The 13,178-nt window shown below is 73.2% G+C and carries 11 protein-coding genes and 1 pseudogene; 10 read left to right on the forward strand and 2 right to left on the reverse strand.

From position 1 onward, the window contains the following. Positions 1-49: 49 nt before the first annotated feature. Positions 50-532 (reverse strand): hypothetical protein, encoded by a 483-nt coding sequence (locus ACR68M_RS30175; protein WP_441247314.1) that lies wholly within the window; start codon positions 530-532, stop codon positions 50-52. 240 nt (positions 533-772) lie between these two features. Here ACR68M_RS30175 and def point away from each other — a divergent pair, with 240 nt between their 5' ends. From def to ACR68M_RS30225, 10 genes and pseudogenes are all read left to right on the forward strand, one after another. Then, positions 773-1,318 (forward strand): peptide deformylase, encoded by a 546-nt coding sequence (gene def, locus ACR68M_RS30180; RefSeq protein WP_441247315.1) that lies wholly within the window; start codon positions 773-775, stop codon positions 1,316-1,318. A 59-nt stretch (positions 1,319-1,377) separates the two neighbouring features. After that, positions 1,378-2,307, forward strand: a complete 930-nt coding sequence (gene fmt / locus ACR68M_RS30185) for a methionyl-tRNA formyltransferase (protein ID WP_441247316.1) — start codon at positions 1,378-1,380, stop codon at positions 2,305-2,307. A gap of 54 nt (positions 2,308-2,361) precedes the next feature. Continuing rightward, positions 2,362-3,792, forward strand: coding sequence for an RsmB/NOP family class I SAM-dependent RNA methyltransferase (locus ACR68M_RS30190; RefSeq protein WP_441247317.1), 1,431 nt, complete (start codon positions 2,362-2,364; stop codon positions 3,790-3,792). Between the two features lie 70 nt (positions 3,793-3,862). Then, entirely contained in the window at positions 3,863-6,697 is a 2,835-nt protein-coding gene (locus ACR68M_RS30195) for a PKD domain-containing protein (protein WP_441247318.1), read from the forward strand. Positions 6,698-6,728: 31 nt separating this feature from the next. After that, entirely contained in the window at positions 6,729-7,163 is a 435-nt protein-coding gene (locus ACR68M_RS30200) for a hypothetical protein (protein ID WP_441247319.1), read from the forward strand. Between the two features lie 93 nt (positions 7,164-7,256). Beyond that, positions 7,257-8,228, forward strand: coding sequence for an aldo/keto reductase (locus tag ACR68M_RS30205; protein ID WP_441247320.1), 972 nt, complete (start codon positions 7,257-7,259; stop codon positions 8,226-8,228). A 51-nt stretch (positions 8,229-8,279) separates the two neighbouring features. Further along, the gene (locus ACR68M_RS30210; RefSeq protein ID WP_441247321.1) at positions 8,280-8,927 is read left to right on the forward strand and encodes a C39 family peptidase; all 648 of its coding nucleotides are present in this window, start codon (positions 8,280-8,282) and stop codon (positions 8,925-8,927) included. Between the two features lie 25 nt (positions 8,928-8,952). Next, positions 8,953-9,324: pseudogene (locus ACR68M_RS30215) on the forward strand (phosphotransferase); the annotation flags it as partial. A gap of 72 nt (positions 9,325-9,396) precedes the next feature. Continuing rightward, entirely contained in the window at positions 9,397-10,944 is a 1,548-nt protein-coding gene (locus ACR68M_RS30220) for an ATP-dependent DNA ligase (RefSeq protein ID WP_441247322.1), read from the forward strand. Between the two features lie 62 nt (positions 10,945-11,006). Next, the gene (locus tag ACR68M_RS30225; protein WP_441247323.1) at positions 11,007-12,200 is read left to right on the forward strand and encodes a serine hydrolase domain-containing protein; all 1,194 of its coding nucleotides are present in this window, start codon (positions 11,007-11,009) and stop codon (positions 12,198-12,200) included. A 13-nt stretch (positions 12,201-12,213) separates the two neighbouring features. Here the strand turns inward: ACR68M_RS30225 and ACR68M_RS30230 are convergent, their stop codons facing one another. Next, entirely contained in the window at positions 12,214-13,134 is a 921-nt protein-coding gene (locus ACR68M_RS30230) for a class I SAM-dependent methyltransferase (RefSeq protein WP_441247324.1), read from the reverse strand. Positions 13,135-13,178 lie beyond the last annotated feature (44 nt).

The raw sequence follows: 13,178 nt of genomic DNA on the forward strand, positions 1-13,178 counted from the left end.
ATCAAGCATGGCCCCGCGCCCCTGGGGGCTCACCGGCTGCGTCGAGCCCTTAACCCCGGAGGGGGATGCCTGGGCGGTCGAGGCCGCCCTGGCGGGCGGCGGGGACGGTGCGGGCGAGGGCAGGAGGAGCCTCTTCGACCGGGCGGGCCGGGGCGGGCACGGCGCCGGTGAGGAGCTCGGAGGTGGGGCGCCGCATGCCGTAGCGGCGGTGCACGGCCTGCTTGGTGACACCGAGCGCGGAGCCGACGGAGTCCCAGGAGAAGCCCAGCGCGCGGTCGAACTCGACCGCTGCGCCGACCAGCGTCTCCACGCTCTCCCGCAGCTCCTGGGCCAGGCGCACCGTCGGCGCGGGGGCGCGCCCGTAGACCACGAACCCGGCGGAGGTGCTGGGCCGCCGGGGCCGGTAGACGTTGCCCAGTTGGGCGGTGAGCGTCCGCAGGGCGTCGACCTGGCGCCGCACCCGCTCGATGTCCCGCACCAGCAGGTGCAGGCTGGCCCTCGCCCGCGCGTCGTGGTTGATCTGCTCGGCCATGGCCGTGGTGCCACCTCTCCGTAGGGTGCTGCCGGACGGGACGCCGCGCGTCCCGGTCAATCTCACTTGACCAACGCCGGACCAGGGGCCGGGGTCACGCGCGCAGGCGATAAGGGATATGCCAGATGACGGGGCATGCCAGAAGTGCGGCCGAACGGGCGGCGCGGATTGCATAGACTTCCCGGTGAGCTGTGGCGTCCCCGCATCTCCCCGCCGACGTCGACACAGGAGCCAGCCGCCATGCCGATCCAGCCGATCCGGATCTTCGGCGACCCGGTGCTGCGTACCGCCGCCCGGCCCGTGACCACCTTCGACAAGGAGCTGCGCGGCCTGGTCAAGGACCTCACCGAGACCATGCTGGACGCCCCCGGCGCCGGCCTCGCCGCCCCCCAACTGGGCATCTCGCTGCGGGTGTTCACGTACAACGTGGGCGGTGTCGTCGGCCACCTGATCAACCCCGACCTGAGCCTCAGCGACGAGGAGCAGGACGGCCCCGAGGGCTGCCTCTCGCTGCCCGGTCTGCGCTTCGACACCAAGCGCGCGTACGGCGTCGTCGCCAAGGGCTTCAACATGTACGGCGACCCGGTGACGATCGAGGGCACCGAGGTGCTGGCCCGCTGCCTCCAGCACGAGACCGACCACCTGGACGGCATCATCTTCATCGACCGGCTCGACCGTGAGCGCCGCAAGGCCGCGCTCAAGGCCATCCGGGAGGCGGAGTGGGGCGAGGGCCCGGCGCCCACCGTCCGGATCTCCCCGCACAGCACCTTCGGCGCCGTCCGCTGACCGCCGTCCCACACCCTTCCCACATTCGTCCCCGACACCCCGACAGGTAAGGCACCTGCATGCGCCTCGTCTTCGCCGGCACCCCCGAGGTCGCCGTTCCCGCCCTGGACGCCCTGCTCGCCTCCGAGCACGAGGTCGTCGCGGTGGTCACCCGCCCCGACGCCCCCGCCGGGCGCGGCCGCAAGCTGGTCGCCAGCCCCGTCGCCCAGCGCGCCGAGGAGGCCGGGATCGAGATCCTCAAGCCCGCGAAGCCGAGCGACCCGGAGTTCCTGGCCCGGCTCACCGAGCTCGCCCCGGACGCCTGCCCGGTGGTCGCGTACGGCGCGCTGCTGCGCCCCGGCGCGCTGGAGATCCCCAAGTACGGCTGGGTCAACCTGCACTTCTCGCTGCTGCCCGCCTGGCGCGGCGCCGCACCCGTCCAGCACGCCGTGCTCGCGGGTGACGAGGTGACGGGCGCCTCGACCTTCCTGATCGAGCAGGGCCTCGACTCCGGCCCGGTCTTCGGCATCATCACCGAGGAGATCCGCCCGACCGACACCAGCGGCGAGCTGCTCACCCGCCTCTCGCACGCCGGCGCCCGCCTGCTCACCGCGACCATGGACGGCATCGCCGACGGCAGCCTGCACGCCGTGCCGCAGCCCGCCGACGGCATCACCCTCGCCCCCAAGATCAACGTCGAGGATGCCAGGATCACCTGGGCCCACCCCGCCCTGCGGATCGACCGCCTGGTACGCGGCTGCGCCCCCGCGCCGGGCGCCTGGACGACCTTCCGGGACGAGCGGCTCAAGCTCTCCGGCCCCGTCAAGCTGCTGGTCGACGCCACCGAGCTCGCCCCCGGCGAGCTGGCCGTCGGCAAGAACAGCGTCCGCGTAGGCACCGGCAGCCACGAGATCGAACTCGGCGAGGTCCAGCCGCAGGGCAAGAAGCCGATGCGCGCGGCAGACTGGGCCCGAGGCGTCCGGATCGACTCCGGCGAACACCTCGTCTGATACCACTGCACTTCTGTACACCCGTAAATCCGCCAGCACCTTTTGAGGCTCCCCGTGACCACCCCCAGCGCCAAGCGCCCCGCCCGCCCGCACCGCCGTCCGAAGAAGGACCCGGCCCGGATCGTCGCCTTCAAGGCCCTGCGGGCCGTCGACGAGCGTGACGCGTACTCCAACCTGATCCTCCCCTCGCTGCTGCGCGAGGCCGAGCAGAAGGGCATGGACCGCCGGGACGCCGCCCTCGCCACCGAACTCGTCTACGGCACCCTGCGCCTCCGGGGCACCTACGACGCGATCATCGCGGCCTGCATCGACCGCCCGCTGCGCGAGGTCGACCCGCCGGTGCTGGACGTGCTCTCGCTCGGCGCCCACCAGCTGCTCACCACCCGCATCCCCTCGCACGCGGCGGTGTCCGCCACCGTCGAGCTGGCCCGGGTGGTGCTCGGCGACGGGCGGGCGAAGTTCGTCAACGCCGTGCTGCGGAAGATCAGCGCGCAGGAGCTCGACGCCTGGGTGCAGCAGGTCGCGCCGCCGTACGAGCAGGACGCCGAGGACCACCTCGCCGTCGTGCACTCCCACCCGCGCTGGGTGGTCTCCGCGCTCTGGGACTCGCTCGGCCGCTGGCAGCCCGGCGCGTCCGGCCGGGCCGCGATCGAGGAGCTGCTGCACGCCGACAACGAACGCCCCGAGGTCACGCTGGTCGCCCGGCCGGGCCGCTCCGACGCGGCCGAACTGCTCGCGTCGCTGCCCGAGGCGCAGGCCGGGCGCTGGTCGCCGTACGCCGTGCGGCTCGCCGAGGGCGGCGACCCGGGCGGCCTGGACGCGGTGAAGGAGAACCGGGCCGGGGTGCAGGACGAGGGCAGCCAGCTCGTCGCGTCCGCGCTCGCCGCCGCCCCGCTGGACGGGCCGGACCGGCTCTGGCTCGACGGCTGCGCCGGGCCCGGCGGCAAGGCCGCCCTGCTCGCCGCCCTGGCGGCCGAGCGCGGCGCCGCGCTGGTCGCCAGCGAGAAGCAGCCGCACCGCGCCCGCCTGGTCGCCCGCGCGCTGGACGGCAACCCCGGGCCGTACGTGGTGATCGCCGCCGACGGCACCAAGCGCGCCTGGCAGGAGCAGGCCTTCGACCGGGTGCTGGTCGACGTGCCGTGCTCGGGCCTGGGCGCCCTGCGCCGACGGCCCGAGGCACGCTGGCGCCGCCGCCCCGACGACATCCCCGCCTTCGGGCCGCTCCAGCGCGACCTGCTGCGTGCGGCCGTGGCCGCCACCCGGATCGGCGGCGTCGTCGGCTACGCGACCTGCTCGCCGCACCTGGCCGAGACCCGCGCCGTCGTCGACGACGTCATGCGGGCCGACGCCGGTCTGGAGTGGATCGACGCCCGCCCGCTGCTCCCCGGTGTCCCCGCACTGGGCGACGGCCCGGACGTTCAGCTCTGGCCGCACCTGCACGGGACCGACGCGATGTACCTGGCGCTGCTGCGGCGTACTATCTGATCGTTTTCGGTGTCGGGCTCGGGCTGATCGGTCAGGTCGGCGGCACGCGCATTCCCAGGGGGACCAACTTTTGCGCAGGAAGATTCTTCTCGGCGTCGCCACGGCGGCGCTGACCGCCGGTTCCGTGACGGTGGTTCAGGCCGCTCACGCGGACGGCAGCACGCTGTACGTCAACAACGACAGCCAGTCCGTCCGTTGTTCGGACACCGCAGCAGCCGCCGGGTCGAGGGAGACCCCGTACTGCACCGTCACCGCCGCGGTGGCCGTCGCGGAGCCGGGGCAGACCGTGCAGATAGCCGCCGGCGTGTACGACGGCGAGGTCGATCTGACGCGGTCCGGTGCCCCCGGTCGGCCGATCACCATCACCGGCGGGACGAGGTGGGGGTCGAACCAGCCTGCGACGTACGTCAACTACCGTGGGGCGCACGCCTTCGTCCTCGACGGCGTGCACGACGTCCTCCTGAAGGCGCTCAACCTGACGACCAGTTCCGACGACATCGTGGTGTCGAACTCCTCGCGGGTGACACTGGACGGGGTCTTCACCGGCAGCAACGCCGCTCCGGTGCCCGCAGGTTCGAGGGCGCCGAGCGGTGTCCTGGTCGGGGCGGGGTCCGATCACGTCACCGTGTCCCGCGCCAAGATCGCCTCGGCGCTGGGGCCGGGCGTGTACGTCTCCGGTGCGACCGCCACCACCGTGACGACCAGTCTGCTCCTCGGCAACTCCGGTGGCGGGGTGAGCGTCGCCGACGCGCCGGGCACGGTGGTCACCAGCAACACGACCTTCGGGAACTGCGGTTCGGGGGTCGTCCTGGCCGGAGCGTCCACCGGCTCGGTGGTGGAGAACAACGTGTTCCGCAAGGACGGGGCCGTGCGGCAGGGCTGCCCGCCCGGCGGGCCCGAGGTGTCCGTCGCCGCCGGGTCCACTCCCGGTAGCACGCTCGACTACAACGTCGTCTTCCCGAACGCGGATCTGAAGCCGTACTCCTGGGGTGGAGCCGACTACTCCGACCCGCTCGCGCTGGCCTCGGCCACCGGGCAGGGCGCCCACGACGCTCAGGGCGACCCGAAGCTGAACGCGGGCGGGATCCAGCCGTACGCGCCGCAGTCGGGCTCGCCCGCCCTGGACTCGGCCGACGCCGCTGCTCCGGGCGAGCTCGACACCGACTTCTACGGCAACCCGCGTATCGGCGTGCCCGGCCAGGCGCCCACCGGTACCGGCGTCGGCTACAACGACCGGGGCGCGGTCGAGATGCAGGACCCGTTCCAGATCACGTCGCTGACACCGTCCGCCGCGTCCGGACCGGCGCAGGCGCCGGTCACGTTCACGGCTGCGGTCAGCAACCCGTGGAACTCGCCCGTCAGTTACACCTTCGACTTCGGCGACGGCACCCCCACGGTGGACTCGGCCGTACCGACCGTCACCCACGCCTTCAGCACGGCGGGCACCTACGCCTCCCCGAAGGTCACTGCCCACCTGCCGTTCGGGGCCGTGCGGTCGGCGGCGACCAACTTCAGCGTGACGCAGCCGGGGCCGATCCGGCCCGCGATGTTCGTCGGCGGGGGCCAGGTCAGCCGACCGCTCTCCGTGTACGTCAACCTCGGTGGCACCACCGCCCCGTGGCCGATCGCCCATGCCCTCCTCGACTTCGGCGACGGCAGGCCGCCGCAGGAGGCGGGCTCCGACCTCTACGCCGACTACGACTACCGGGCGCCCGGCTCGTACACCGTCACCGCGACCATCACCGACCAGGGCGGACAGACGGCCACCATCTCCCGGCCGATAACGGTCGGCTCCCAGTTCGTGCCCGTGACACCCGTGCGCATCGTCGACACCCGCTACGGCATCGGCGCGCCCGCCCGTGCGGTCGGCCCCGACAGCGTCGTGCGGTTCAAGGTCACCGGGGCGAACGGGGTCAACGCGGCCCGGGTCACGGCCGTCACCCTCAACCTGACCGAGACCGGCGCCACCGCCGGAGGCTGGGTCGCGGCGTACCCGGACGGCACCGAGCGCCCCACCGTGTCCAACCTGAACTTCCCCGCCGGGAGGACCGTGGTCAACCAGGTCACCGTGCCGGTGAGCGCCGACGGCTACGTGGACCTCTACAACCGCTTCGGCAACATCCAGTTGATAGCCGACCTCCAGGGCTACTACACCCCGGACGCGTACGTGACCGGCGCGGGCTACTTCGAGGCCAACGGCCCGAAGCGGGTGGTCGACACCCGCTACGGCACCGGCGCGCCCGCAGCCAAGATCGGCCCCGGCGGCTCGCTGACCGTGCACCTCGGCCTGGACGACTACACCACCGCCGTCCTGGCCCACGTGACGGCGACCAACGCCACCGCCGAGACCTTCATCACCGCCCACGCCGCCGGCACCGCGCTCCCCACCGTCTCGAACCTCAACCCGTCCGCCGGCTCCACCGTCTCCAACCTGGTCGTGGTCCCCGTCGACAGCAAGGGCAACGCCACCTTCTACAACCACAGCGGCAGCACGGACCTGATCGTCGACCTCCAGGGCTGGTACGGGACGGTCGCCTCCCCGAGCTCCTCGTACATCGCGCAGTCGCCGGTCCGCGTACTGGACACCCGCCACGACATCGGCACCCCCACGGCCCCGGTCGGCCCCGACAGCACCCTGCGCCTGAAGATCGCCGGCACCAACGGCGTCCCGGCCAACGCCCAGGCCGTCCTGCTCAACCTCACCGGCACCGGCGCCACCGCCGGCACCTACCTGACCACCTACGGCAGCGGCGCCCGCCCGACCACCTCGAGCCTCAACCTGCTCCCGGGAACGACGGTGGCCAACCTGACACTCGTCCCGCTCGACAGCGACGGCTGCATCAACATCTACAACCACAGCGGCCGCACCGACATCGTCGCGGACCTCCAGGGCTACTACGCCTGATCCGCACACCGAACCGCCGGTACGAAGAGTCTTGGAGGATGCGCTCGTGCATGCTGATGACCAGGTTGGCGAGGGTGTCTCGGTGGAGCTCGCTGAGCTCCTTCGGGCTGCTGGCGACGGCCGTGCCGTGAAGATCGTGCACTGCGTGTGCGGATGCAGCGGCCGCGAGTTCCTCCCTCTCGTTGGTGGCGTCGAGGGCGGTGTTGCGCTTGATTGCTCGGCTTGTTGCATTCGGATGTTCATCGCGGACAGCGAGGATTTCTGGGAGGACGTGGATCCTGATTGGGTCATGTGCCCGTGCGGGGGTGAGGAGTTCGAGGCGGCTGTCGCGTTCTCGCAGGCCGGCGAAGGATCGGTCCGCCGGGTGACCGTGGGGTTGCGGTGCCTGGAGGATGCAAGGGTGGGGGTGTATGCCGGTTGGGAGATCGGCTCCTGGCCGACGGCCCACCCGTCCACGCATGCGTAGTTGGCTCGAATTGTTCTGGCGCGAAGGGCCATTGGGCCGTCCGGGGCGGTAATTGCTGGACAGTACCGACCGGTACGGCTGAGGGTGACGGGTATGGAGTACACCAACCTCGGCCGTACCGGCCTTAACGTGTCCCGTCTCTGCCTCGGCACGATGAACTTCGGCCCGCACACCGAGGAGGCCGACGCCCACCTGATCATGGACGCCGCCCACGGACAGGGCATCAACTTCTTCGACACGGCCAACACCTACGGCTCGGCCGAGCACCGGGGGCACACCGAGGAGATCATCGGCAGCTGGTTCGCCCGGGGCGGTGGCCGCCGCGAGAAGACCGTGCTCGCCACCAAGGTCTACGGACAGCTCGGCGACTGGCCCAACGAGGGCAGGCTCTCCGCCCTGCACATCCGCCGCGCGGTCGAGGCCAGCCTGCGGCGGCTGCGGACCGACCACATCGACCTCTACCAGATGCACCACGTGGACCGGTCCACGCCGTGGGAGGAGATCTGGCAGGCGATGGAGGTGCTGGTCGCCCAGGGCAAGATCATCTACGTCGGCTCCAGCAACTTCGCCGGCTGGCACATCGCCCAGGCCCAGGAGGCCGCCCGCTCCCGCAACTTCCTCGGCCTCACCAGCGAGCAGTCCCTCTACAACCTGCTGGAGCGCAGCATCGAGCTGGAGGTCATCCCCGCCGCCGAGTACTACGGCCTCGGTCTGATCCCCTGGTCGCCGCTGCACGGCGGCCTGCTCGGCGGCGTCCTGCGCAAGGAGAACGAGGGAGTCCGGCGGACCTCCGGCCACGCGGCCAACGCCCTCGCCGCCCGGCGCGAGCAGCTCCAGCAGTACGAGGACTTCGCCGCCGAGCTCGGCCAGGAGCCCGGCGACATCGCCCTCGCCTGGCTGCTCTCCCGCCCCGCCGTCACCGCCCCGATCGTCGGCCCGCGCACCCTCGACCAGCTGCACGCCGCCGTCCGGGCCGTCGACCTCACGCTCGACCAGAAGACCCTCGACCGGCTGGACGAGATCTTCCCCGGCCGCCGCACCGCCCCCGAGGACTACGCCTGGTAGCCGGTCGGTCGAAGAGGCCCGGAAGCGCCGCACGGCGGGGCCTCCCGCAGAATGGGAGGCGTGCCGCCTACCAATGACACGACCGTCCATCAGGTGCCCTACTACGCCCAGTGGGAGTCACCCGAGCTGGTGCCGGACATCCTGGCCGGCACCAGCCTCGCCGCCGACGACCCCCGCTGGGAGCGCTCCGGCGCCGTCAGCGCCGAGGAGTACGAGTACTGGTCCTGGCGGATCTGCGGCGTGGCCTGCCTGCGGATGGCCCTCGACCACTGGTGGGGCATCGCGCCGCCCGCGGTCACCCTCGCCGAGGAGTGCCGGGCCGCCGGGGCCTACGTACGCCATCCGGACGGGCGCCTCGACGGGCTGATCCACGCCCCGTTCGCCACGTACGCCCGCGAGCGCTGGGGCCTGCACGCCGAGGCCCGCGCGCCGCTGACCGCCGACGAACTGCCCGGACTGCTCGCGGCCGGGCAGCTCGTGATGCTCTCCGTGCACCCCTCCATCCGCACCCTGGACCCGCACCCGCCGCGCCTCGGTGGCCACCTCGTCCTCGCCGTCGGCAGCACCCCCGACGCCCTGGTCATCCACAACCCGTCCGGCTTCCCCGGCGACTCCCAGCAGTTCGCCCCCGTGCCCTGGGACGACCTGCCACGCTTCTTCGCCGGGCGCGGCATCGTGCTCGGCCCGTACGGGAAGTAGAAACTCACTGGTCGGTCCGCAGGCGGACTCCCCGCTCGCGGTGACGCTCCCGGCGGCGCGGGCCTCGGGGGAGCGCCCCGATCTGCTCGCGGAGCTGGAGCGGACCGCCCCCGCCCCCGGTCGTGAGGATCTCGCGGTCTGCCACGGGGACCTCTGCGTGCCGAACGTCCTGCTCGACCCCCGGAGGCTGGCCGTCACCGCCCTGATCGACCTCGGCCGTCTGGGTGTCGCCGACCGCGCCGCCGACCTCGCGGTCGCCGCCCGCAGCCTCGCCGACACCCGCCTCAACCCGCAGTACGGCGAGCGCAGCGCCGCCCGCTTCCTGGCCCGCTACGGCGGGCCGGTGCCGGACGCCTCGCGGCTGGCGTTCTACCGGCTGCTGGACGAGTTCGGGTAGCAGCCGCTCGGCGGCTCTCCGTTTCGCGTAGTCCCCCGCGCCGGTGGGCGGAGTGTGACGGAGCATGGAGGCATGCTGCTGGAGCGTCTGGCCGGGACCTCGCGGGCCGTGGCCGGTGAGCCGGCGCGGAATGTGAAGATCGCGCTGCTCGCGGAGTGCCTCGCGGAGCTGGGGGCGGACGAGCTGCCGGCGGCCGTGGCGCTGCTGTCGGGGGAGTCGCGGCGGCTGCGGGTGGGCGTCGGCTACGCCGGGTTGCAGGAGCTGCCCGAGCCTGCCGGGGAGGCGACCCTCGGGGTGGCGGAGACCGAGGACGCGTTGGTGGAGATCGCCGCCGTGCACGGGAAGGGCGCGCAGGCCGAGCGGCACCGGCTGCTGGCCGGGCTGTTCGGGCGCGCCACGGCGGAGGAGCAGGACTTCCTGCGGGCCGTGCTGGTCGGCGAACTGCGGCAGGGCGCACTCGACGCGGTGATGGCCGACGCCGTCGCCAAGGCAGCCGGGGTGCCGGCGGCGTTGGTGCGAAGGGCGCTCATGTTCCGGGGCTCGGCGCGGGCCGTCGCGGCCGCCGCACTCGCGGGCGGGGCACCGGCGCTGCGCGCCTTCGGCCTCGAAGTGGGCCGCCCCGTACGGCCGATGCTCGCGGCCTCGGCGCCCGACGTGACGGCTGCCCTGGAACGCACTGGGCGCGCGGCGCTGGAGTGGAAGCTCGACGGCATCCGCGTGCAGGTGCACCGGGACGGCGAGGAGGTGCGGGTCTTCACCCGCAGCCTGGACGAGATCACCGCCCGGGTGCCCGAGGTGGTGGAGGCCGCCCGCGCCCTGGCCGTACGGTCGGCGGTGCTCGACGGCGAGGCGATCGCCTTCGGCCCCGACGGACGCCCGCGCCCCTTCCAGGTCACCGCCGCCCGGACGGCCTCCCGGCAGGACCCGGAACGGCTGCGCGCCGAGACCCCGCTGCGGGTGTTCTTCTTCGACCTGCTGCACCGCGACGGCACCGACCTGATCGACCTCCCGGGCGAGCTGCGCTGGGCCGCCCTCGCCGAGGTGACCCCGGAGGGGCTGCGGGTGCCGCACGCCGTCACCGCCGACCCCGGAGAGGCGGCGGCGTTCTTCGAGGACGCGCTGGCGCACGGGCACGAGGGGGTGCTGGTGAAGGACCCGGCCGCGTCGTACGCCGCCGGGCGGCGCGGTGCGGGCTGGATCAAGGTCAAGCCCCGGCACACGCTGGACCTGGTGGTGCTCGCGGCGGAGTGGGGCAGCGGCGGCCGCCGGGGCCGCCTCAGCAATCTCCACCTCGGCGCGCGCAACGACGACGACCCGGCGCTGGAGCCCTGGGTGATGCTCGGCAAGACCTTCAAGGGCCTCACCGACGACGTACTCGCCTGGCAGACCGAGCAGTTGCTCGCCCGCGAGACCGGGACGGAGCGCAGCCGCGGCGCCGACGTCGTCCGGGTGCGGCCCGAACTGGTGGTGGAGATCGCCTTCGACGGCCTCCAGCGCAGCCCCCGCTACCCTGCCGGGCTCGCGCTGCGCTTCGCCAGGGTCGTGCGGTACCGGGCGGACAAGACACCGGCGGAGGCCGACACCATCGCGACGGTGCGAGACCTGGTGGTGGACGGGTAGTTGTCAGGGATTGGTCCTGGTGTGTCGGCAGGGGACGGGAGTTGGTCAGAGGTGAGGCGCACATGATGGGTGGCCGAGGATTCTCGAAGGCCCGGCGCGGGCGGCTGCGCGAGGTGCTGGCGGGGCACGTCGATCGCGGCGAACTCCCGGGCCTGGTGGCCCTGGTGAGCAGGCAGGGCGAGGTGCAGGTCGAGGCGGTCGGGCGGATGGCGATCGACGGCCCGCCGATGCGGCGGGACACGCTCTTCCGGATCGCCTCGATGACGAAGCCCGTCACGGCGGTCGCGGCGATGGCGCTGGTGGAGGAGTGCCGACTGCGGCTCGACGACCCGGTCGATCCGCTGCTGCCCGAACTCGCCGACCGTCAGGTGCTCAGGAGCCTCGACGGCCCGCTCGACGAGACCGGCCCGGCCCGGCGCCCGATCACCCTCCGGGACCTGCTCACCTTCCGGATGGGCTTCGGGGTGGTGATGGCCCCGCCGGGCAGCTACCCGATCCAGCGCGCGATGGCGGAGGCCGGGCTGATGCCCGGTGAGCGCCCGCCGCAGATCGAGCCGGACGAGTGGCTGCGGCGGCTCGGAGCCCTGCCGTTGATGCACCAGCCGGGCACGGTCTGGCAGTACCACACCGGCTCCGACGTGCTGGGCATCCTGATCGAGCGGGCCACCGGGCAGCCTCTCGGCGACGTCCTGCGGGAGCGGATCCTCGGGCCGCTCGGGATGGCCGACACCGGCTTCCACGTCCCCGCGAGCAGCCTGCCGCGCCTCGCCACCAGCTACTGGGCCGACCCCCGGACGGGCACCCTCACCCTGCACGACGACCCGGCGTCCAGCTCCTGGGCGAGCCCGCCGGTCTTCGCCTCCGGCGGCGGCGGCCTGGTCTCCACCGTCGACGACTACCTCGCGTTCTCGCGGATGCTACTGGCGAAGGGCCGGTACGGCTCCGGCCGGATCCTCTCCCGCCCGTCGGTGGACCTGATGACCAGCGACCAACTGACGCCCCAGCAGCGGGCCGACAGCTTCCTCGGGGACGGCCGGGGCTGGGGTTTCGGCTGCGGCGTCACCGTACGGCGGGACGACGTCTGGGCCACCCCCGGCCGGTTCGGCTGGGACGGCGGCATCGGCACCTCCGGCTACGCGGACCCGACGGAGGACCTGGTGGGTGTGCTGATGACCCAGCGTCTGCTGGCCTCCCCCGAACCTCCGCCGGTCTTCCGGGACTTCTGGACCTCGGCGTACCAGGCCCTCGACGAGTAGGTCCGCGAGTGGCTCAGGAGTCGAGGGGGCGGCGGGCGAGCCAGGCCCAGCGGTCGGTGCGCACGGTGAGATCGGTGCGGTGCAGGACGCCCTGCGGGTCGTGCTCGTCGGCCAGTCGGTCCAGCACGGCCAGGTCGTCGGCGCCCAGGCGGCCGTCGAGTGCGGAGCGGAGGCGGAGCATCCGGGCCTGGGCGTAGCGGCCGGTGGCCTCGGGCAGCGGCTGGGAGAGCCCGATGGTGAAGTGCCGCTCGGCCGTGAGGGTGAACCCGGCCTCGGTGAGCTGTGGGCCCCAGTCGGCGCCCAGGTGCGGGAGGCCCTCGGCGTGCTGCTCGGCGAGGGCGGCGTCGCAGCGGGCTTCGAGGCCGGGGGTGCCGAGGCCGATGTCGTCGGGGAGGAACCGGGGGAAGCCGGAGAGTTCGACCACGGCCAGCAGCCCGCCGGGCCGCAGGGCGGCGAACGCCTGGCGCAGACCCCGGCCCGGGTCGGCCAGGTGGTGCAGGGAGGCGGAGGCCCAGATCAGGTCGGGCTCGCCGAGCTCCGGCCACGAGCCGTCCAGGTCGGCCTCGACGGTGCTGACCCGGTGGGCGAGGCCCAACTGCTGCGCCCGGCGGGCGAGGCGGCCGAGAAGCTCGGCCGAGCCGTCGACAGCCGTCACCTCGGCCTCGGGGAACTGGCGCAGCAGGCCGAAGGTGCCGGTGCCGGTCCCGGCGCCCAGGTCGACCGCCCGGCGGACGGTGAGGCCGGGCAGTTCGGCGGCGTGGCCGGTGAGCCAGTCGGAGAGCTCGGCGTAGTACGCGTGCAGCACCTCGGCGTCGAGGTCGAGCAGTGGGGCGAGCTCGGCGTCGTTCGGGACGGCGCCGTGCGGGACGGCGCCGTGCGAGTGAGATGCGTGCGAGTGAGATGCGTGCGAGTGGGATGCGTGGGAGTGGGTCATGCTTCGACCCTACGAGCCACTTGCGCCTCTCGCATAACATCTTG

It is taken from the genome of Kitasatospora sp. McL0602 (assembly GCF_052076145.1).
GTDB lineage: Bacteria > Actinomycetota > Actinomycetes > Streptomycetales > Streptomycetaceae > Kitasatospora.

Excerpts from the sequence above, each read along its gene's own strand:
- ACR68M_RS30175 (WP_441247314.1), bottom strand. The coding sequence starts at position 532 with ATGGCCGAGCAGATCAACCACGACGCGCGGGCGAGGGCCAGCCTGCAC.
- def (WP_441247315.1), top strand. The coding sequence starts at position 773 with ATGCCGATCCAGCCGATCCGGATCTTCGGCGACCCGGTGCTGCGTACC.
- fmt (WP_441247316.1), top strand. The coding sequence starts at position 1,378 with ATGCGCCTCGTCTTCGCCGGCACCCCCGAGGTCGCCGTTCCCGCCCTG.
- ACR68M_RS30205 (WP_441247320.1), top strand. The coding sequence starts at position 7,257 with ATGGAGTACACCAACCTCGGCCGTACCGGCCTTAACGTGTCCCGTCTC.
- ACR68M_RS30210 (WP_441247321.1), top strand. The coding sequence starts at position 8,280 with ATGGGAGGCGTGCCGCCTACCAATGACACGACCGTCCATCAGGTGCCC.
- ACR68M_RS30220 (WP_441247322.1), top strand. The coding sequence starts at position 9,397 with ATGCTGCTGGAGCGTCTGGCCGGGACCTCGCGGGCCGTGGCCGGTGAG.
- ACR68M_RS30225 (WP_441247323.1), top strand. The coding sequence starts at position 11,007 with ATGATGGGTGGCCGAGGATTCTCGAAGGCCCGGCGCGGGCGGCTGCGC.
- ACR68M_RS30230 (WP_441247324.1), bottom strand. The coding sequence starts at position 13,134 with ATGACCCACTCCCACGCATCCCACTCGCACGCATCTCACTCGCACGCA.